The sequence below is a fragment of the Lysobacter sp. F6437 genome (assembly GCF_052547215.1).
This window is the reverse complement of the sequence record NZ_JBQWRB010000001.1, coordinates 1,668,817-1,688,964: the sequence shown is the minus strand read 5'-3', so window position 1 is coordinate 1,688,964 and position 20,148 is coordinate 1,668,817. Positions and strand designations below refer to the sequence as shown.

Sequence of the window (20,148 nt, the reverse complement as noted above, 5' to 3'; positions counted from 1 at the left end):
CCCTGGTGTTGTTGACGCGACCGCGCCGGCATCAACGGCGATAGCAACTTGGCCAGTACGGGTTGTCCTCGCCGCGTCCGGACGGGCGCAGCGAGAAGCGTTTGTAGGTCCATTGATACTGCGACGGGTCGCGCCGGGCAACACGCTCGATCGCCGCGTTGAGTGCGCTGACACTGGTGCGTGGGTCGGGGTCGGCGATCTCCGTCGGTGTCGGCGCGACATGCAGCGCGAACGCCGGGCCGCTGTCCCCTTCGATCCGCTCGCACCAGGCCACCAGCACCGCCGCGCCGCTGCGCGCGGCCAGCCGGCCGACCAGGGTCATGGTCAGCGCCTCGACCCCGAAGAACGGGCCGAACTCGCCGTCGCCGCGCTTGGGTTGCTGGTCGGGCAGGATGCCGACCACGCCGCCCGCGGCCAGTCGCTTGAACAACTGGCGCACCCCGGACGCCCCCTCGGCGCGGACCTGGGTCACCCGCGCGGCGTTGTCGTCACTGGCGCGCACCCGCTGCAGGAACGCCGCGCCGACCTTTGATTCCGGCGGCGCGTACAGGATCGCCAGCGGCGTGCGCGCGGCCAGCCACTGGTTCAGCAGTTCCCAGTTGCCGTGGTGCGGGGCGACGATGATCACGCCCTTGCCAGCGGCGATCGCGGCGTCGAGCAGGTCGGTACCGTGCTGCTCGCGGATCAGTGCGAGGTTCTCGGCGTGTGGCCGGGTCCACAGCCGCAGGGTGCCGAGCAGCTGCCGCGCGGTGCTGCGCAGGATCGACTGCAACAACTGCTCGCGCTGCCCCGGCAACAGTTCGGGATAGGCCAGTTCGAGGTTGCAGCGCGCCACTCGCGCCTCGCGGCTGTCACTTCGCAGCGAGCGCGCCGCCAGCGCATCGGCCAACCGCATCAGCCAGCGCCACGGCAAGCGTGCCAGCAAGGCAACGAGGGCATGCAGCAGGCGGGCAGCGAGGTCGGTCATCGGCCGCAGTGTAGCCGGCGCCCCGCGGCGCCAGCGGCCAAAAGACGCTTTTGTAGGAGCGGCTTCTGTAGGAGCGGCTTCAGCCGCGATCGGATAATCGTCCGCGCGCGCCGATTCCAGATCGCGGCTGAAGCCGCTCCTGCAGGACTCGCCCCTCGATCGATGGCCTCGCTATCCTGTCGCGATGCTCGCCCTGATCCAGCGCGTCACCCAGGCCTCCGTCCGCATCGACGACGACACCGTCGGCGCGATTGGTCCCGGGCTGCTCGCGCTGGTCGGGATCGAGCCCGGCGACGGCGACGCCCAGGTCGCGCGCATGGCCCAGCGCCTGCTCGGCTACCGCGTGTTCGCGGACCAAGCCGGCCGGATGAACCTCGGCCTGTCCGACACCGGCGGCGGCCTGCTGCTGGTCAGCCAGTTCACCCTTGCCGCCGACACCTCCAGCGGCATGCGCCCGGGCTTCAGCACCGCCGCCGAGCCCGCCGCGGCTGAACCGGTGTTCAACCAATTGCTGCGAACCTGCCGCGAAAAACACGCCCCGGGGGTGGAAACCGGGCGCTTTGGTGCCCATATGGTGATCAGCCTGGTCAACGACGGCCCGGTCACCTTCCTTCTGCGGGCCTGAGTGCCCGGCCAGACCCTGTAACCGCGTCCTTCCGGGCGTTCGAGCAGGCGGGCTGGTATAATAGACGGTTCATTTCCCTCCAATTACGTGGTGGCGCAGCCGTATGGCCAACGAACGTCAGGCCCCCCAGTCCGACATCAAATCGCTGATCAGCAAGGGTCTGGAGCAGGGCTACCTGACCTATGCCGAAGTCAACGATCACCTCCCGAACGACATCGTCGATCCGGAGCAGATCGAGGACATCATCGGCATGATCAACGGCATGGGCATCGAGGTGCACGAGGTTGCGCCCGACGCCGAGACGCTGTTGCTCGCCGATGGCGGCTCCAACCGCGAGGTCGATGACTCGACCGCCGAGGAAGCCGCCGCCGCGCTGACCGGCATCGACGCCGAGGGTGGCCGCACCACCGACCCGGTGCGCATGTACATGCGCGAGATGGGTACGGTGGAGCTGCTGACCCGCGAGGGCGAGATCGCGATCGCCAAGCGCATCGAGGAGGGCCTGAACCAGGTCCAGGCCTCGATCGCGCTGTTCCCGGGCACGATCGAGCTGATCCTGCAGGACTACGAGCTGCACAAGGCCGGCAAGAAGCGCCTGGCCGAGTTGCTGGTCGGCTTCCTCGACATGCTTGACGAGCCGCCGCCGGCGCCCGCTCCGGTCGCCGACGACAAGGCGAAGAACGGCAAGGACGACAAGAACGGCAAGGATGCGAAGGGCAAGGACGACGACGACAGCGACGACGATTCCGACGACGACGATGATGACGATTCGAGCGCCGACGAGGGCCCGACCGGCCCCGATCCGCTGATCGTCACCGAGCGTTTCGAAAACCTGGTCTCGCTGTACGGCAAGTTCGAGAAGGCCTACGCCAAGCACGGCCCGAGCCACAAGTCGGTGGTCAAGCTGCGCGAGGACATGGCGGAGATCTTCGTCACCCTCAAGCTGCCGCTGCCGCTGACCGACACCCTGGTGCGCAACATGCGCGACACCGTCGCCGAGCTCAAGCGCCACGAGCGCCGCATCCTCGAGCTGGCCACCCGCGTCGCCAAGATGCCGCGCAAGGACTTCATCCGCTCGTGGGACGGCAACCAGGCCAACCTGGAATGGGTCGACGAGCTGCTCAAGCGCAAGCAGAAGTGGGCCTCGGGCCTGCGCGACGTCAAGGACCTGATCATCGCCGAGCAGCAGGCCTCGATCGCCACCGAGCAGGCGATGCGCATCACCCTGGGCGACCTCAAGGAAATGAGCCGCACCATGGCCTACGGCGAGACCAAGGCGCGCAAGGCCAAGCGCGAGATGGTCGAGGCCAACCTGCGCCTGGTGATCTCGATCGCCAAGAAGTACACCAACCGCGGCCTGCAGTTCCTCGACCTGATCCAGGAAGGCAACATCGGCCTGATGAAGGCGGTCGACAAGTTCGAGTACCGCCGCGGCTACAAGTTCTCGACCTACGCGACCTGGTGGATCCGCCAGGCGATCACCCGGTCCATTGCCGACCAGGCGCGTACCATCCGCATCCCGGTGCACATGATCGAGACGATCAACAAGCTCAACCGCATCAGCCGCCAGATGCTGCAGCAGTACGGCCGCGAGGCGACGCCGGAAGAATTGGCGAAAGAGATGGACATGCCCGAGGACAAGATCCGCAAGGTCATGAAGATCGCCAAGGAGCCGATCTCGATGGAGACCCCGATCGGCGACGACGAGGACAGCCATCTGGGTGACTTCATCGAGGACACCAACGTGATGTCCCCGGTCGACGCGACCACCGACATCAACCTGTCGGAGACCGTGCGCGACGTGCTGGCCGGGCTGACCCCGCGCGAGGCCAAGGTGCTGCGCATGCGCTTCGGCATCGACATGAACACCGACCACACCCTCGAGGAAGTCGGCAAGCAGTTCGATGTCACCCGTGAGCGGATCCGCCAGATAGAGGCCAAGGCGCTGCGAAAGCTGCGTCATCCGAGCCGCTCGGAACAGCTGCGCAGCTTCCTCGATATCGAGTAACTCTCGCGACTTTGCTTTGCTTCAACGGCCGCGCTTGCGGCCGTTGTCGTTTTTTCGGTCGGGCAACGGGATGGAGAGCGAAGGAAAGTGCACCTCGGCGTGGCAATTCGCGCATAACAGCACGCACTTGGCGACCTCCGCTCTGATCTCGGTCTCGCTGCGATTCGACATGGCGCGCACGTCGAGGGCAAACGCCTTGGCGGCTGGGTCCCTGTGATGCCAGGTCAACGCGGCGAAGTTGCGCTTGTAGCCGCATGCGGTACAGCAACCACCCGCCTCGTCGATCAGCTGGAGTTTGCGGCGCAGGCCACGTGCCTGTTGGCTGGCGTAGTTCTGGTGCCGATTGTTGGTATCGCGGTTCTTGCAAGTCAGCGAACAGAATCGCCGCTGGCGACCTTGGAGCGGTTGACCGCATTCCACACAGCGAAGTTCGGATTTCATCAAATCAGAATAATCCAAAGATCCGTTCAATGCGGTTCGATTGCGTGGATTCGGTAAGATCTTGCCCTACGGGCCTATAGCTCAATTGGTTAGAGCAGGGGACTCATCGATAAGGTGCCGCCACGGCGTAATCCGTGGACGGGATCGGGATGAATTCAGGGAAACCTCAGCGGCGCGCCTGGCGCGGACGGTGGCAACCCTGAGCCAAGCCGGCGGTACACCGACGGAAGGTGCAGAGACTACCTGGGGGCTTCAGCGCCCTTGATAACAGGCTCGAGCGTCCCGCACCCCACCCGCTTCAGCGGAGGGTGAAGAGATAGTCCGCGCCATCGGGAAACCGATGGAATACGCGAATCCCTTGGTTCCAGGTTCGAGTCCTGGTGGGCCCAGACCATACCTTCGCTGCTGGCCGCCTCCGCGCGCAGCGGCGACAATGACGCGATGAACGATACCGCGCAGCTCCTCGAAACCGTTGAACATGAAACCGGTCCGTCGCCGACCTGGACCGTCTTTTGGCTGCATGGCCTCGGTGCCGACGGCAACGACTTCGCGCCGATCGTGCCGGAACTGGTCCGCAAGGACTGGCCGGCGCTGCGCTTCGTGTTCCCGCATGCGCCGGTGCGGCCGGTGACGATCAACAACGGCATGTCGATGCGGGCGTGGTACGACATCGTCAGTCTCGACGCCGGGCGCATGGCCGACCGTGCCGACGAGGCCGGGGTCAACCAGTCGGTGGCGCAGGTCGAGGCGCTGATCGCTCGCGAGGGCGAGCGTGGAGTCGCGCCGGAGCGTGTGGTGCTTGCCGGATTCTCGCAGGGCGGCGCGGTCGCGCTGGCGGCGGGGTTGCGGCGCTCGCAGGCGTTGGCCGGGGTGGTCGCGTTGTCGACCTACCTGCCGTTGTCGACGGCGGCTCTGGCTGGCCTGGAGTCTTCGGTGCCGGCCGCGGCGCGCGCGCAGCCGGTGTTCATGGCGCACGGCCAGTTCGATCCGGTGGTGCCGTTCGCCGCCGGCGAGGCCGGTGCGGCACGGTTGCGTGCGTTGGGGTTCACGCTCGACTGGCATGCCTATCCGATGGCGCACCAGGTCTGTGCCGAGCAGATCCGCGACCTTGGCGACTGGCTCTCGGTGCGCTTCGCCACGGCTTAGAAAACGTCGGGCTGCCGTCAGCGATTGAGGCGCTGCAGCAAGTGGGCACGCAGTGCCCGCGCACCGGTTTCATCCAGCGGCGCCAGCACGCGGCGCGCGCCCTCCGGGATGTGGTCGGCGGTGGCGTCGCCGGGCTCGAACACGTAATGGCGGAATACGTCCTGCCAGATCGCGCGCTGCTCCGGCGGCAGCTCGCGGACGGTCATGATCGCGAGCATCAGTGCGTTCATCGGCGTGTCCATCCATGCCGGGCTGTGCCGCCACCAGTAGTTGACCAGCACGTTGAAGCCGTCCAGCGCCTCGATGTGGTGCCACCACATGCTCGGGATGAACACCGCGTCGCCGGGGCCGAGTTCGGCGACCTGCGCCTGCCTTAGCGCCTCGGCGAAGCGCGGGAAGCGCGCGAGGTCGGGCGCGTCGAAATCGACCAGGCTGACCGCCTGTCCCGCGGGAGTGAAGTCGAGCGGGCCGATGTACAGGTTGGCGAGCTGGTCCGGCGGGAACAGCGTGACGCGGCGACGGCCGGCCGCGACGCAGGCGAGGTTGTCGGGCAGGTCCTGGTGCGCGGGGATCCGCGAGCGGTTGCCGATCCACACGCTGGCCAACGCATCGCGGTCGCCCAGGTCCAGGTCGTTCTCGGCGCGCAGCCCCGGCAGGTAGGTGTCGATGGTGGTGGCGCCGAGGTAGATCGTCGGCGCCGCGTCGTCGTGCAGGTACTTCAGCAAGGTCTTCAGCGCGACCGCGAGGGGGATCCGCTCGTGGCGGAAGTTGAAGCCCTGCAGGTCGTCATCGTAGAAGATGCGCCCCTTGACCTCGGGCGGCGCGACCATCGCGACCGCCGGCATCGTGCCGTGGTCGAAACGTTGCAGGTAGGCGGCCGCATCTTCCGGCGACGTGCGTGCGGCCCGCACCAGCGGCCATGCATCGACCAGCCCCCGGAGGACCACCGGCGTCGTGGAATGCAGGACGTCGTCCGGCAGTGCGCGTGGATCGACGCCGGCGAGCTCCCGGATCGGGTTATCGACCGGCATGTGTGCGGTTCATCCGCTCGATCAGGATGCGCAGGTTCGAAAGCGAGGCGACGGCCATGTAGGCCGCTTCCAGGTGGCCGTCGCGCGACAGCTGCGCGAGCGCATCGCCATCGAGCGCGCGCAGCCGTTCCTCGGCGATGGTATGCAGGCCGGCGAGGCGGAGTTGCGAGCCGTCGTCGAGCCGGACGTCCAGTGCGAACGGCTCCAGCAGCTCATGGCGCACAAGCGAATCGATGAATGCCGCCGTGCCCTGCAGGCCTTCGTACAACGCCAATAGAACCGAGTTCATGCGGTCGAGGAAATCGGTGGTCCCGCCGTGTTCGCGGAACAGCGGCTCACCGGTCGTGGTGCCCACGCGCGGACTGTCGAGGTCGATGTGCATCAGCAGCCCGCCGTCGTCCGAGGTGCCGATCAGGAACGGCTGGCGCTCCACCGCGAGCGGCAGGCAGGTCGCGTCCCAACTCTCGCCGTCGGGACCGTCGCTCTTCTTCAGAAACAGGTTCTCGCCCTCGCGCAGTCCGAACAGCGCGATCGGCTGGAAGCCACCGTCGCCAGTCGTGCGGAACACGATCGGGTAGTGCGCCTGCACGTTGCGGAACTCGGCCGGGAACGTCACCGAGGACATCACCCGGTCGTCGTCGAAACGTGCGCCGCGGCGCGGATCGACGCGCAGGTCGCGGTGGTCGATGTTGTTCAGCAGTACCGCATTCACCACGGCATTCACCACTACAGGTCTCCGTCAGCGGCGGGCGTCCCCGCGGCGGGACGGCCCGCCGCGGAAGACCCCAGTATCGCGCAGCCGCGCCGGTGATCAGAACTTGTAGCGGAACCCGAACATGTAACGCGGCCCGGTCTGGGTGGCGTAGAACACTTCCCGGTCGTGGCGGCCGTGCGAACGCGTGGTCTCGTCGGTGAGGTTGATGGCCTCGGCCTGCAGCGACAGTTGCTCGGTCACCTGGTAGCCGACGCTCAGGTCGAACTGGCCGTAGGCATCGACGTAGACCGGGTTCGGACGCCAGCTGTCGAACGTCGAGGACAGGAACTCGTCGCGCCAGTTGTAGGCCGCGCGGACCTGCCACCGCCCCTTGTCGTAGAAGCCGATCAGGTTGGCCGAGTCGCTCAGGCCCAGCAGGGCGAACTGGTCGCCGAGGTTGTAGTCGTCGTAGGTCAGGTCCGAATCGACGATGGTGTAGTTGGCCGATACCCCGAAGCCGCTGTTGCCGAACATGTGTTGGACGTTGAGCTCCCAGCCATCGATCTGCGAAGACTCCTTGTTCACCGGCACGGTGACGCGGAACAACGCCAGCGGATCGCCCGGCTGGCCGGCAATGGTGCCGGTCGGCTGGCCGTTCGGATCGGTGCCGGTCACGACCACCCCCGGCGTGCCGGCATAGTTGTCGAAGATGTAGCTGCGCACGCAGCCGCGGAAATCGACCGAGCCTTCGACGCAGCCGTTGGCGACCGCCTCCTGGAAGTAGGCGCCGCCGACCGGCGTGGTCAGGCCGGGATGGATTTCGCGCTGCGCGGTGCCGATGTAGTTGTCGATGTCCTTGCGGAAGTAGCCCACCGACAGGTAGCTGGCGTCGTCGTAGTACCACTCGAACGAGAGGTCGAAGTTCTTCGACTCCAGCGGCTTGAGGCCGGGATCGCCCTGCGAGCCGGTGCCACCCTCGTAGCCGGCGAACAGGTCGATGGTCTGGCCGCCCTGGATGTGGTTCCACTGCGGGCGGCCGATGCTGTGGCCGTAGCTGCCGCGAAGGATCATGCTGTCGGTGAGTTCCCACCCCAGGTCGATGCTGGGCAGCCAGTAGTCGTACTTGCCGCGCAGGGTGGTGAAGTCGTCGGGCCCGAACTGCACCGTGAACTCGTTGTTGCCGGCCCAGACCAGTCCGGTCGGGATCGGCACCAGCGCGCTGGAGGTCACTTCGGTTTCCTCGTAGCGCACGCCGACGGCCACGTTGAGCGGCATGTCCATGCCGAAGGTGTCGCTCCACTGCGCGAACGCGCTCTTCGACTTCTCCGTGGTGCGGCGATCGGTGCTGAAGTTCGGCGGCGGCAGGTAGGACGCCTCATCGCCGCCACGCGCCGCGATCGCGGCCTCGCGCAGGGCCTCGAAGTCGAACAGGAAGAACTGGCCGAAGGCGTCGCCGCTGCCCCCGAACTGGTCGAAATAGCCGCTGATGTCGTCGGCGATCCAAAGATCATCGGCATAGTCCGCCGCGCCGTTGCCGAAACCGCCCCAGTCGTCGCGCTGGGTGAAGTTGTAGGCCGTGCGGTTCTGCACCTCGGTGGACGCCACGCCGAAATCCAGGCGCGAATAGTCGGCGAAGTCGAAGCTGCCGCGTACCTGCGCCTGGTCGACCTCCGACTTCATGTAGCTGTTGCGGAAGGAGGAACCGGTCACCATCATCTGGTCTGCGCCAACCGAGGACATGCCCGGGGGCAGCAGCACCGACAGCACCGGGAAGTCGCCGCTGAAGTCCACGTTGGTGACACCGCGCGCGAAGGCGGCGGTGCCGATCACGTTGTTGGAGCCGTACGGACTGTCCGCGCCCGACTCCGCGCTGGAGCTGTGGTAGTCGAACTCGAGGTCGAGCGCGTCGGTCACTTCCCAGGCCACGTTGAAGCCCAGCGACTTGTTCTCGTTGCGCGTCGCGTTGAACGAGCCGGCCATCGCCAGGTCGCCCCAGCGCGGTTCGAAGCCTGCCGGGCAGACGTTGGCGGCATCGCTCGCGGTCCACTGTTCGGTGGCCGGGTTGAAGCAGCCCGCGTACTCCGTGTAGCTGGTCGGCGCCGCGATCGGGCCGTCGGTCCACGAGGTTTCCGAAGCCGCCTGGTTGAACCAGGTGGAGAGCTCGTGCCGCCGTGCCTGGATCTTGTTCTCGGAGTAGGTGTAGTCGAGTGTCGTGGTGACCCGGTCGGTCGGCGCCCACTGCAGGGTGACCTGTCCGTTGGAGCGCTGCCGCTGCACACCGTTGACCGCGTAGATCAGGTTCTGCGGGATCGAATAGATGTCGTCGGGGCCGGGCGCGTTGGTCGCATTGGCGGCCGGCTCCGCGTTCGCCAGCGGACCTTCTGCGCCCGGGAAGGCGTACCAGCCACCGCCCACTGCCGCTTCGTTGTAGCCGAAGTCGCGTTCCTGGTAGCTGCCGCTCAGGGCGACGCCGAACGTGCCGTCGGCGAAGGTGTTGCTGAAGATCCCCGACATCTCGCCGGTGAGGTCGTCGCCCTGCAGCGAATCCGGGAGGTTGCCGGCGCTGGTGTCGTGGACGCCCTTGACGCCGATGTTGGCGAGGAAGCCGGGATTGTCGAGCGGACGCGCGGTCTTGATGTTGATCGTCGCGCCAATGCCGCCGGTGGGCGTCTCCGCGCGGCTGGTCTTGTAGACCTCGACCCCGGAGATCGACTCGGAGGCCAGGTTGGCGAAATCGAACGCGCGCGAGTTGGAAGCGTTGGTCGCCTCGATGCTCGACGCCGGCATCTGGCGGCCGTTGAGCAGCACCAGGTTGAAGTCGGGGCCGACGCCACGCACGGTGACCTTCGAGCCCTCGCCCATCGAGCGGTCGATCGACACGCCGCTGATGCGCTGCAGCGACTCGGCCAGGTTGGTGTCGGGGAACTTGCCGATGTCCTCGGCAACGATGCCGTCGACGATGCCCTGCGCATCGCGCTTGAGGTTCATCGACGAGGTCAGGCTGCCGCGGATGCCGGTCACCACCACCCGGTCGAGGGTTTGGGGGTCGGCTTCGGCTTCGGCCTGCGTGGTCGAGGCGTCCTGGTTGTCCGGGTCGTCCGTGGCCACCTGGGCCGATACGGCGGGCGCCAGCGCCAGCAACAGCGCGGCGCTCAAAAGACTGCGCTTTGGAACGAAATGCACGCGATTCATCGAAATTCCCTCCCCGGACCTTCACGAAATTGGTGTCGAGTCGCATGGAACGCCCAATTGACAGCGTTGTCAACTCCGGTACGGTTGAGGCAGATCCTCGAAAAGGGCGCGCGATGAAGGCCATCGGTCCAATGTCGATGTTGCTGTTTGCGGCGGTGCTGGGCGCGCCATTCGCCAGCGCCGGCGAGCGCGAGCCGTACCAATGGCCCGATGGCCGGCGTGCCGCCGTCAGCCTCGCGTACGACGACGCGCTGGACTCGCAACTCGACAACGCGATCCCCGCGTTGGAGCGCCACGGGTTCAGGGCCAGCTTCTACCTGCCGCTGTCCGCCGACACGCTGCGCACGCGCCTGCCCGAATGGCGCGCCGCCGCCGCGCGCGGGCACGAGCTCGGCAACCACACCCTGTTCCACCAGTGTTCGGGGGCGGGCGAGGGGCGCGGCTGGGTCGAACCACAGCGTGACCTCGACACCACGACGGCCGCGCAGATGGCGGACCAGGTGCGGCTGGCCAACGCCATGCTGGGAGCAATCGACGGCCGCACCGCGCGCACGCTGGCGGTGCCCTGCGGGGATGCCGTGGCCGACGGCGTGAACTATGTCGAACTGGTCGAGCAGGAGTTCGTGGCGATCCGGCTCGGCAACGGTGCGGTCGTCGAGGACATGGCGACGCTGGATCCGCACGCCCTAAGCGTCGACACACCGGCGCAGGTCACCGGCACGCAACTGATCGCCATCGTCGAGGCGGCCGCGCGCAAAGGCACGATGGCCAACCTCACGTTCCACGGTGTCGGCGGCGACTACCTGGCCGTCTCCAGCGAGGCCCACGAGACGTTGCTGGACCACCTCGCGCGCCACCCCGAGGTGTACTGGGTCGCCCCCTTCGTCGAGATCATGCAGTACGTCAGGCAGCAGAACGGCATCGATGACAGCGCTGGACAGCAGGACCTGAAGCAGGTTCCATAGCACGATCGCGGACACACGATGCCTGCGCCCACGCGGACCGGAGCAACCACATGGATCTCGCCACACCCCAGATTGCAACCGCCGCCGGGTCGCCCCGGCAGACCCACCGCCTGGCCTTGGCGGTGGTCACCTCGATCTTCTTCATGTGGGGCTTCCTCACCTGCCTCAACGACATCCTGATCCCGCACCTGAAGGCGCAGTTCGAGTTGAGCTGGGTGCAGGCGATGCTGATCCAGTTCACCTTCTTCGGCGCGTATTTCCTGATGTCGCTGCCGGCCGGGCGGCTGGTCGCGGCGCTGGGCTACAAGAAGGGCATCGTCGCCGGGCTGGCCATCGCCGGCTTCGGCGCGCTGATGTTCTGGCCGGCCGCGGCCGTGCACAGTTACCCGGTGTTCCTTGCCGCGTTGTTCGTGCTGGCCACCGGCATCACCGTGCTGCAGGTCGCGGCCAATCCGTATGTCGCACTGCTCGGCCCGGAGAAGACCAGCCACAGCCGGTTGACGCTGGCGCAGTCGATGAACTCGCTCGGCACCACCATCGCGCCGCTGTTTGGCGGCTTGCTGATCCTGTCGGCGGCGCCGAAGACCGTCGAGGAACTGGCCGTAATGCCGGCGGCGGAAGCGCTGGCCTATCGCGCTACCGAGGCGCAGGCGGTGCAGGGGCCGTACCTCGGGCTGGCGCTGGCGCTGTTCGTGCTCGCGGCGATCGTGATGGCGTTTCGCCTGCCGGCGATCGGCGGCGTCGAGGATGTCGCGCACGATCACCGCTACAGCATCCGCGACGCGCTGCGCCACAAGCACGTGCTGTTCGGCGTGCTGGCGATCTTCTTCTACGTCGGCGCCGAGGTGTCGGTCGGCAGCGTGCTGGTCAACTACCTGGCGATGCCGCACATCGGACTGGGCCTGACCGAGCAGCAGGCCACGACCTACGTGTCGATGTACTGGGGCGGGGCGCTGGTCGGACGGCTGGTTGGTGCGGTGCTGCTGACCCGGGTCGATCCGCGCAAGCTGCTCGGCGTGTTCGCGCTGGTTGCGGCCGCGTTGCTGGCGGTGACGATGATGAGCAGCGGCGAGCTGGCGAAATGGAGCGTGGTCTCGATTGGCCTGTTCAACTCGATCATGTTCCCGACCATCTTCGCGCTCGGCATCGAGCGCCTCGGGCCGCTGACCAGCAAGGCGTCGAGCCTGCTGGTGATGGCGATCGTCGGCGGCGCGATCATCCCGCTGGCGATGGGCTGGCTGGCCGACGGGTTCGGCCTGCAGATGGCGTTTCTGCTGCCGATGCTGTGCTACGGCTTCATCCTGTACTACGCGCTGCGCGGCTCGCGCGTGCGCGAAGCCGGGTTGGCGCCCGCGGCGTCCGCGTGAGGCCGCGCCGGGGTTAGTTGCGCGGGCGCGCCGGCCCGGTGGACTCGCGCAGCAGCAGGGCATGCCGGACTTCCAGCATGCGCCCGGCATCTTCGGCGCGGATCCGGTCGAGCAACTGCATCGTGGCCGCCGCGCCCATCTCCATGGTTGGCTGGCGCACCGTGGTCAGCGCCGGGAAGATGTGGCGCGAGATCGGGGTGTCGTCGAAACCGCACACCGAGAGGTCGCGTGGCACGTGCAGGCCGCGCTCGCCGGCGACCCGGATCACGCCGGCGGCCATGTCGTCGTTGGCGGCGAAGATCGCCGTGGGCGGGTCGTCCAGGTCGAGCAGCTGGTTGGCGCCACGCACGCCCGATTCGAAGACGAATTCACCCCGCACCACCAGCGCAGGGTCGTAGGTGATCCCCGCGTCCTGCAGCGCCTCGCGATAGCCGTCGTGGCGCCATTCCCATGCGCCGTGGTCGCGATGGCCCTGGATGTGGCCGATGCGCCGGTGCCCGAGTGAAAGCAGGTGCGCCATCAGGTCGCGCACCGCGGAGCGCTCGTCCATGGTCACGCCGATGCGGTCGGCGAGGGAGTGCGGCGAGATGCAGGCGAACGGCACCCCGTGTTCCTGCAGGTAGTCGAGCACCACCGGGTCGTCGGTCAGCGGCGGGATCAGCACGACGCCATCGGGACCGAAATGCTCGAACACGCCGCGGATGCCCGCCGTCGCCCCGGGCGCACTGGCGTCGACCGGGGCCAGCACCAGGTTGTAGTGGTGCGAGTAGCACGCGTCGAGTACCCCGGCCTGGATTTCCATCAGGTAGTTGCGCGACGGGTTGTCGTAGACCAGCGCGATCGCGTAAGAACGCTGGCCGGCCAGGCTGCGTGCGGACGGGTTGGGCTTGTACTGCAGCTTCTCGACCGTTTCCAGCACGCGCTGGCGGGTCGCCTCGCGCACGTTGGGCTCGCTGTTGAGCACGCGCGAGACGGTTTTCATCGACACGCCCGCGGCGGCCGCCACGTCCTCGATCCGGATACGCATGTCACTCCTCGATGTGCGCGCAATTGAACGATCGTGTTTTGACATTTACATTGGGCGCCGGTATGACAACGCTGTCAACACGCAAGCCGCAAGGATTTCCATGGCCTGCATCTTGCCCTGTCTTCCCCATGCGTCGCGGTGAAGTGCGCCCGGCGGAAATCGAGGATCGCCATGAAATTGCATCGATACGTCCTGTCCGCCAGCCTGCTGGCCACCCTGGCGCTGTACGGCTGCGGCGAGCGCGACGCCGCCAGTGCCGACACATCCGGCGCCCGGGACACGCAATCCGCGATGCCGGAGCCGCTGGCCGACTGGCCGCACGTCGATAGCGCGATCAAGTCCAATCCGGCGCTCGAAGCGCGGGTGCGCGAGATCGTCGCCGGCATGACCCTGGCGCAGAAGGTCGGCCAGATGACCCAGGCCGAGATCAAGTCGATCACGCCGGCGGAAGTGCGCGAGTACTACATCGGCTCGGTGCTCAACGGCGGCGGCTCGTGGCCCGGGCAGGACAAGCACGCCAGCGTCGCCGACTGGGTGGCGGTGGCCGACGGCTTCCATGACGCATCGATGGCGGTCGACGCCAAGGTGCCGGTGCCGATCATGTGGGGCACCGATGCGATGCACGGCCACAGCAACGTGTACCGGGCGACCATCTTCCCGCACAACATCGGCCTGGGCGCGGCGCACGACGCGGAGCTGGTCGGCCGCATCGCCACGACGACCGGCCGGGCGGTGCGCGCAACCGGCATCGACTGGCTGTTCGCGCCGGCGGTGCCGGTGGTGCTGGATACGCGCTGGGGCCGCAGCTACGAAAGCTGGTCGCAGGACCCGGCGCTGGTGCGCGAGTACGCGGCCAGCTACACCCAGGCCTTGCAGGGCGGCTTTGCCGACGACGCCAACGCGATCGCCAGCGTCAAGCACTTCATCGGCGATGGCGGCACCGAGCACGGCCAGGACCAGGGCGTGACCCGGGCGACCCTCGGCGAGCTGATCAACATCCACGGTGCCGGCTACTACGGCGCGCTGGGCGCCGGTGCGCAGACCGTGATGGCGTCGTACAACAGCTGGGTCGACACCGACAGCGGCGAGGACCACGGCAAGATGCACGGCGCCAAGATCCTGTTGACCGGCGCGCTGAAGGAGAAGATGGGCTTCGACGGCTTCGTCGTCTCCGACTACAACGGCATCGGCCAGCTGCCCGGCTGCAGCAACTCGAGTTGCGCCGACGCGATCAACGCCGGCATCGACATGGTGATGGTGCCCGATGACTGGAAGGCGTTCATCGCCAACACGATCGAACAGGTCGAGGCCGGCGACATCCCGATGGCGCGCATCGACGATGCGGTCAGCCGGATCCTGCGGGTCAAGTTGCGCGCCGGCCTGTTCGACGGCAGGAAGCCGTCGCAACACACCGGCGCCGGCACCGTCGAGGCGATACAGGACCGCGCGCTGGCACGCGAGGCCGTGCGCAAGACGCTGGTGCTGCTCAAGAACGAGGACAGCGCGTTGCCGCTGTCGCGCGACGCCAGGGTGCTGGTGGTCGGCAAGAGCGCCGACAGCATCCCCAACCAGGCCGGCGGCTGGTCGCTGACCTGGCAGGGCACCGACAACACCAACGCCGACTTCCCGGATGCCGACAGCATCCTCGACGGCTTGAACGAGGCCCTCGGCGAGGCCAACGTGACCTTCAGTGAAACCGCCAAAGGCATCGACGTCGCCGGCTTCGATGCCGTGGTCGCGGTCATCGGCGAAACGCCGTACGCCGAGACCAACGGCGACATCGTCGCGTCCGACACGGTGACCCACAGCCGTCGCCACCCGGAGGACCTCGCGGTGCTACAGGCCGTGGCCGGCAAGGGCGCGCCGGTGGTGACGGTGTTCCTGTCCGGACGGCCGCTGTACACCAACGACCTGATCAACCTGTCCGATGCGTTCGTCGCCGCGTGGCTTCCCGGCACCGAGGGCAAGGGCGTGTCCGACGTGCTGGTGGCGGGCGCCGACGGAAGGCCTGCGTACGACTTCGGCGCGACGCTGTCGTTCGCGTGGCCGGCGGTTGCCTGCCCGGGGCCCCGCGCGCTGGGTCCCGATGGCGCCGCGCCGCAGTTCGCGCTCGGCTATGGCCTGTCCTATGCCAAGGGCGGAACCGTGGCGACGCTGCCGCTGGACGAGGCGACGCAATGCGGCGAGGCGACTTCGCTGCCGATCTTCAACAATGCCGACGTGCCGCCCTACACCTTGACGATGGGTGCCGGCGCGCAAGAGCAGGTGGTCGGCGCCGACCTCAACTCGACCATCGAATGGCCGCGCGACGCACCGGCACTGCGCGTGCGCACCGTGCAGGTCAACACCCAGCAGGACGCCAAGGAAGTGACCTGGCTGGCACCCGCGCGTTTGTTGTCGCGCAGCGCGGCGCGCAACAACTTCAACGCCTTTGCGCTGAACAACGGGGCGCTGCAGTTCGACGTCGCGCTGGTCCATGCACCGGCCGACCCGGTGATGCTGTCGATGACCTGTGGGCCGGACTGCGGCGGTGCGATCGACCTGGCGCCGGTGTTCGCCGGTTTGGAGCCGGGTGAAAAGCACACGGTCAAGGTGCCGCTGGCGTGCTTCGCCGGGCGCGGCGCCAACCTGGGCGCCACCGACGTGCCGTTCGCGATCGAGGCCGATGCGCCGTTCGCCGCGTCGTTCACCCGCATCAGGGTGGTGGCCGGCGCTGGCGACGACGAGGATGCGCTGGATTGCGGCGAGGACGTTGCCGGCTGATCGTCGGCGGACTCCGGATCCGTGACCCGCAGCCCGTGACGCCACCGTCCGTGCACGCGGGTCCGCGCTAAGATCGACCTGCCGGCCGTGCCCATCGCGCGGCCGCACCGATACGGGGGGCTGGTCGATGAAGGTGGTCATCGCCGACGACGAACCATTGGCACGCGAACGCCTGCGCAGCCTGCTGCGCGAGGCGGGCGGGATCGAGGTGGTCGCCGAGGCCGCCGACGGCACCGAGGCGCTGCACGCCTGCGCCGAGCACGCGCCGGACCTGGTGCTGCTCGACATCGCGATGCCCGGTATCGACGGGCTCGAGGCCGCGCGCCACCTGGCGGCATTCGAGCCGCGCCCGGCCGTGGTGTTCTGCACCGCCTACGACGCCCACGCGCTGTCCGCATTCGAGGCCGAGGCGATCGACTATCTGGTCAAGCCGGTCCGTGCCGAGCGCCTGGCAGCTGCGCTGGAACGCGTGCGCACCTTCGCCGCCGGCCGCGAACGCAGCGCACGGGACACCCCGGCCGCGCGCAGCCACCTGTGCGCCCGCCTGCGCGGCAGCCTGCGGCTGATCCCGCTGGACGACGTGCACTACCTGCAGGCCGAGGAAAAGTACGTCATCGTCCACCACGCGCACGGCGAGGACCTGATCGAGGAGTCGCTGAAGTCGCTGGAGGACGAATTCGGCGAGCGCTTCGTGCGGATCCACCGCAACTGCCTGGTCGCCCGCCACGAGATCACCGGCCTGCGCCGCAACCCCGACGGCCACACCCAGGCGGTGCTGCGCCATGCCCCGCAGCCGCTGGAAGTCAGCCGCCGCTGCGTAGCCGGCCTGCGAGAAACCCTGAAGCACCTGTAGGAGCGGCTTTAGCCGCGATCGGGAATCGTTCGCCCGCACCGACTCCAGATCGCGGCTAAAGCCGCTCCTACAACGGCAGGCACACACGGCAGGCACACACGACAGGTACCGCCCTGTCCACGACCCCGGCCATGCCCTGCGATAATCACCGCATGACCACCCTGCGCATCGCCACCCGCAAAAGCCCGCTCGCCCTGTGGCAGAGCGAACACGTCGCCGACGCCCTGCGCGCCGCCCATCCGGGCCTCGTGGTCGAACTGGTGCCCATGAGCACCCGCGGAGACGAGGTGCTGGACCGCTCGCTCGCCGCGATCGGCGGCAAGGGCCTGTTCCTCAAGGAACTGGAAATCGCGATGCTGCGCGGCGAGGCCGACTGTGCGGTGCACTCGCTCAAGGACGTGCCGATGGAGCTGGGGCCGGGCTTCGCGCTGCCGGCGATCCTGCAGCGCGCCGACTACGCCGACGCCTTCGTCAGCAACCGTTTCGACGATATCGACGCGCTGCCGCAGGGCGCGGTGGTCGGCACCTCTTCGCTGCGCCGCCAGGCCCAGTTGCGCGCGAGGCGCCCGGACCTGCAATTGCGCGACCTGCGCGGCAACGTCAACACGCGTCTGGCGCGGCTCGACGCCGGCGATTACGACGCCATCGTGCTCGCCTGCGCCGGCCTGCAGCGGCTCGGTTTCGACGACCGCATCCGTGCGCGGCTGCAGGCGCCGGACTGGTTGCCGGCACCTGCACAGGGTGCGATCGCGATCGAATGCCGCGACGACGATGCTGCCACCATCGCCCTGTGCGCCGCACTGGACCATGCCGACACCCGTCGCTGCGTCGAGGCCGAGCGGGCGATGAACCGCACGTTGCACGGCAGCTGCCACGTGCCGGTCGCGGCATTCGCGACACTCGAAGGCGAGCGGCTGCAATTGCACGGACTGGTCGGTTCGGCCGAGGACGGTCGCATCGTGCGCACGCAGGCCGGGGGTACGTCGGCCGATGCGCTGGGTCGCGAGGTTGCCGCCGGACTGCTCGCACAAGGCGCAGGCGAACTGCTCGGTCTGTAAAAGTGTAGGAGCGGCTTCAGCCGCGATCTGGAGTCGGACGAGCGACCGAGTGTCCGATCGCGGCTGAAGCCGCTCCTACAATTGCGCGACCCGCACCGGTCCGGCGGTCCCGCCTCAGAACCGCCGGCGCAACTGCAACGACGACTCCGCCGACTCGCTGCCGCTGCGGCCGTACTCGTCGTGGCGGATGGTGAAATCCGACTCCAGCGTCCACGCCGGCCACAACGACACATCGAGCCCCACCGACTGCTTGACGAACGTCGTGCCCTGGCCGGTCTCGAACTGGATGCGCTGGTTCCACTCGGCGCGTGGCGTGATCCGGTGGCCGATTTCCACCACGCCGCGCATCACCGGCCCCGGCATGTGGATGCCGTCGTCGCTCAGCGGCGCCAGCCGGTAGCCCGCGCCCAGTTGCACGCCGACCCGGGTCGGCCCGTTGCGCACCGCTTCCACCCGGTAGCGGGTGCCGATGCGCCAGTCGTTGGAGTAGCTGGCGGTGCTTTCACGCGACCGCGCCGATACGTGCAGGCCGATCCACGGCGTGCTGCGTGGCAGCGCCGGCCCCCGCCGGGCACCCGAGTCGGGGACGATCGGGGACTCCGTCGGCGACCGCATCCGACGCCACTCCTCGTCGCCGCAGCGGGTCGAATAGCAGAACAGCCGCAGTTGCGCCGGGTCGCTGCCAAGCGCGGCCAGGGTGGGGTCGGCGGGAAACGCCGGCGACGGCAATGTGACGAACGGAGCGGTCAGCAGGACCAGCCCCAGCAGGGCCGACATCGGTCCCTCCGGTTCACGACTGGAATGCCGATTATGCCAAGGCCGCGTGGCAGGTGCAGGTCGGGGCCGTGCGGCTCAGAAGCCGTAACTGACGTTGACGGTGGTCAGGGTGTCGGTCTTGTGGATACCCGGCAGCACGTCGGTGTTGTGGCGCACCTCGACGCCCGCCTTCAGTGCCAGTGCGTCGCTCATCTTGACCAGCACGCCGGCCTCGTTGCGGGCGAAGGTGTTGTCGTGTCCGGCCTCGACCAGCAGGGTGTCGTAGATCGATGTCGAATCGTTGAAGCGGTGGCCGAAGTCCATCAGGCCGCGCACGACGCCGCCGTTCTCGTGGACCCGCACCCCCTGCAGTTTGGACCAGCGGTAACCCGGGCCGATCTCGAAATCCAGGTGGGTGGCTTCGGTCTTGACCGCGTCGTGGCCGTAGCTGAACGCGGCGGTCGACTGGTATTCGTAGGCGGCGAAATGATCGCGCTCGGTACGCGCGGATCCGGACAGCCGGCTGCGCTCGCCGAGGCGAAGGCCGGTCTTGCCGAATGCCTCATAACGATAGGCGCTGTCGATTTCGTCCTGCTGGCCATACAGGAAGGCCAGGCCGGCCTCGTGCTTCCAGCGCTCGTCCTCCCGGGCCAGGCTCAGCTTGCCGATCAGCGTCTGGCTGTCGGTATTGCCGCGCGACAGCGCCAGGCCGAGTTCACCGTTGCCGCTCCAGTGGGGGGCTTCGGTGTCGCTGGCGGGAAGTTCGTTGGCGTGAAGGAGGCCTGGCGCCATGACCGCGCCGATCGCGGTCGCCAGGAGGAACTTGTGCATGGACAACTCCGGCTGGGAACAAAAAAAACGGCCGGATATCAATCGGCCGCCGGTGCATTGTCGATGCCGGGCAATGAACTTGTTCGGAATCCCCGTGCTTCCGCCCGCTCAGGGCTTGCGCGCACCCTTGACCAAAACCAGCCCGATGGCGAACACCACCGCCGCGATCAGCACGCTCGGCAACAATCCCATCAGCGCCGCCCACATCGTTTCCGGATGGGCGGTCATGTCCATGCCGATCGGGTCGATGAAGCCGTAGCCCAGCATCACGATCAGCGCGAAGGCGATCGCGACGCAGAGGTAACCGGCGTACAGGCGCATGCGTTTCATGGTGGTCTCCCGAATGACGGCGCCCAGTATGCCGCCCCACAGTGGCGGGCCTGCATCGCTCGGTGCCATGCTTGTGGCAGGAATCAGGAAACCG

The 20,148-nt window shown here is 67.8% G+C and carries 17 protein-coding genes; 8 read left to right on the top strand and 9 right to left on the bottom strand.

Annotated features, from left to right (window positions below; translation table 11 throughout):
• Positions 1-31: 31 nt before the first annotated feature.
• Entirely contained in the window at positions 32-967 is a 936-nt protein-coding gene (locus tag ACT9F5_RS07845) for a lauroyl acyltransferase (protein WP_445119322.1), read from the bottom strand.
• A gap of 184 nt (positions 968-1,151) precedes the next feature.
• Here ACT9F5_RS07845 and dtd point away from each other — a divergent pair, with 184 nt between their 5' ends.
• Together dtd and rpoD are read left to right on the top strand one after the other, a co-directional pair.
• Positions 1,152-1,592: a D-aminoacyl-tRNA deacylase gene (gene dtd, locus ACT9F5_RS07840; RefSeq protein ID WP_445119321.1), complete on the top strand. Its 441-nt coding sequence runs from the start codon at positions 1,152-1,154 to the stop codon at positions 1,590-1,592.
• 103 nt (positions 1,593-1,695) lie between these two features.
• Positions 1,696-3,600 (top strand): RNA polymerase sigma factor RpoD, encoded by a 1,905-nt coding sequence (rpoD, locus tag ACT9F5_RS07835; RefSeq protein WP_445119320.1) that lies wholly within the window; start codon positions 1,696-1,698, stop codon positions 3,598-3,600.
• A 21-nt stretch (positions 3,601-3,621) separates the two neighbouring features.
• On the opposite strand, the gene ACT9F5_RS07830 is transcribed toward rpoD, so the two are convergent.
• Positions 3,622-4,041 (bottom strand): hypothetical protein, encoded by a 420-nt coding sequence (locus tag ACT9F5_RS07830; RefSeq protein ID WP_445119319.1) that lies wholly within the window; start codon positions 4,039-4,041, stop codon positions 3,622-3,624.
• Between the two features lie 441 nt (positions 4,042-4,482).
• Here ACT9F5_RS07830 and ACT9F5_RS07825 point away from each other — a divergent pair, with 441 nt between their 5' ends.
• Positions 4,483-5,187 (top strand): dienelactone hydrolase family protein, encoded by a 705-nt coding sequence (locus ACT9F5_RS07825; RefSeq protein WP_445119318.1) that lies wholly within the window; start codon positions 4,483-4,485, stop codon positions 5,185-5,187.
• A 17-nt stretch (positions 5,188-5,204) separates the two neighbouring features.
• Here the strand turns inward: ACT9F5_RS07825 and ACT9F5_RS07820 are convergent, their stop codons facing one another.
• The 3 genes from ACT9F5_RS07820 to ACT9F5_RS07810 form a co-directional block, all read right to left on the bottom strand.
• Positions 5,205-6,218: a cupin-like domain-containing protein gene (locus tag ACT9F5_RS07820; protein ID WP_445119317.1), complete on the bottom strand. Its 1,014-nt coding sequence runs from the start codon at positions 6,216-6,218 to the stop codon at positions 5,205-5,207.
• Complete coding sequence (locus tag ACT9F5_RS07815) at positions 6,205-6,933, bottom strand: SapC family protein (RefSeq protein WP_445119518.1); 729 nt, start codon at positions 6,931-6,933, stop codon at positions 6,205-6,207. The genes ACT9F5_RS07820 and ACT9F5_RS07815 overlap by 14 nt, the downstream gene beginning before the upstream one ends.
• A gap of 96 nt (positions 6,934-7,029) precedes the next feature.
• Complete coding sequence (locus ACT9F5_RS07810; protein WP_445119316.1) at positions 7,030-10,104, bottom strand: TonB-dependent receptor; 3,075 nt, start codon at positions 10,102-10,104, stop codon at positions 7,030-7,032.
• A 131-nt stretch (positions 10,105-10,235) separates the two neighbouring features.
• On the opposite strand from ACT9F5_RS07810, the gene ACT9F5_RS07805 reads away from it, so the two are divergent.
• Positions 10,236-11,069 carry a polysaccharide deacetylase family protein gene (locus ACT9F5_RS07805; protein ID WP_445119315.1) on the top strand — a complete coding sequence of 278 codons (834 nt, stop codon included), beginning with the start codon at positions 10,236-10,238 and terminating at the stop codon, positions 11,067-11,069.
• Between the two features lie 50 nt (positions 11,070-11,119).
• On the top strand, positions 11,120-12,436 hold the full coding sequence (locus ACT9F5_RS07800; RefSeq protein ID WP_445119314.1) for a glucose/galactose MFS transporter: 1,317 nt from the start codon (positions 11,120-11,122) through the stop codon (positions 12,434-12,436).
• Between the two features lie 13 nt (positions 12,437-12,449).
• Here the strand turns inward: ACT9F5_RS07800 and ACT9F5_RS07795 are convergent, their stop codons facing one another.
• Positions 12,450-13,463 carry a substrate-binding domain-containing protein gene (locus ACT9F5_RS07795; RefSeq protein ID WP_445119313.1) on the bottom strand — a complete coding sequence of 338 codons (1,014 nt, stop codon included), beginning with the start codon at positions 13,461-13,463 and terminating at the stop codon, positions 12,450-12,452.
• Positions 13,464-13,634: 171 nt separating this feature from the next.
• Between ACT9F5_RS07795 and ACT9F5_RS07790 the strand changes: the two genes are divergently transcribed.
• The 3 genes from ACT9F5_RS07790 to hemC all read left to right on the top strand — a co-directional run bounded on the left by ACT9F5_RS07790 (position 13,635) and on the right by hemC (position 18,137).
• Entirely contained in the window at positions 13,635-16,226 is a 2,592-nt protein-coding gene (locus tag ACT9F5_RS07790; protein WP_445119312.1) for a glycoside hydrolase family 3 N-terminal domain-containing protein, read from the top strand.
• A 127-nt stretch (positions 16,227-16,353) separates the two neighbouring features.
• On the top strand, positions 16,354-17,079 hold the full coding sequence (locus ACT9F5_RS07785; protein ID WP_445119311.1) for a response regulator: 726 nt from the start codon (positions 16,354-16,356) through the stop codon (positions 17,077-17,079).
• Between the two features lie 152 nt (positions 17,080-17,231).
• The gene (gene hemC, locus ACT9F5_RS07780) at positions 17,232-18,137 is read left to right on the top strand and encodes a hydroxymethylbilane synthase (protein ID WP_445119310.1); all 906 of its coding nucleotides are present in this window, start codon (positions 17,232-17,234) and stop codon (positions 18,135-18,137) included.
• A 114-nt stretch (positions 18,138-18,251) separates the two neighbouring features.
• Here hemC and ACT9F5_RS07775 read toward each other — a convergent pair whose 3' ends face one another.
• From ACT9F5_RS07775 to ACT9F5_RS07765, 3 genes are all read right to left on the bottom strand, one after another.
• Positions 18,252-18,914: a DUF481 domain-containing protein gene (locus tag ACT9F5_RS07775; protein ID WP_445119309.1), complete on the bottom strand. Its 663-nt coding sequence runs from the start codon at positions 18,912-18,914 to the stop codon at positions 18,252-18,254.
• Between the two features lie 75 nt (positions 18,915-18,989).
• The gene (locus tag ACT9F5_RS07770) at positions 18,990-19,724 is read right to left on the bottom strand and encodes a DUF481 domain-containing protein (protein WP_445119308.1); all 735 of its coding nucleotides are present in this window, start codon (positions 19,722-19,724) and stop codon (positions 18,990-18,992) included.
• A gap of 108 nt (positions 19,725-19,832) precedes the next feature.
• The gene (locus tag ACT9F5_RS07765) at positions 19,833-20,054 is read right to left on the bottom strand and encodes a mechanosensitive ion channel family protein (RefSeq protein ID WP_445119307.1); all 222 of its coding nucleotides are present in this window, start codon (positions 20,052-20,054) and stop codon (positions 19,833-19,835) included.
• Between the last annotated feature and the right edge of the window lie 94 nt (positions 20,055-20,148).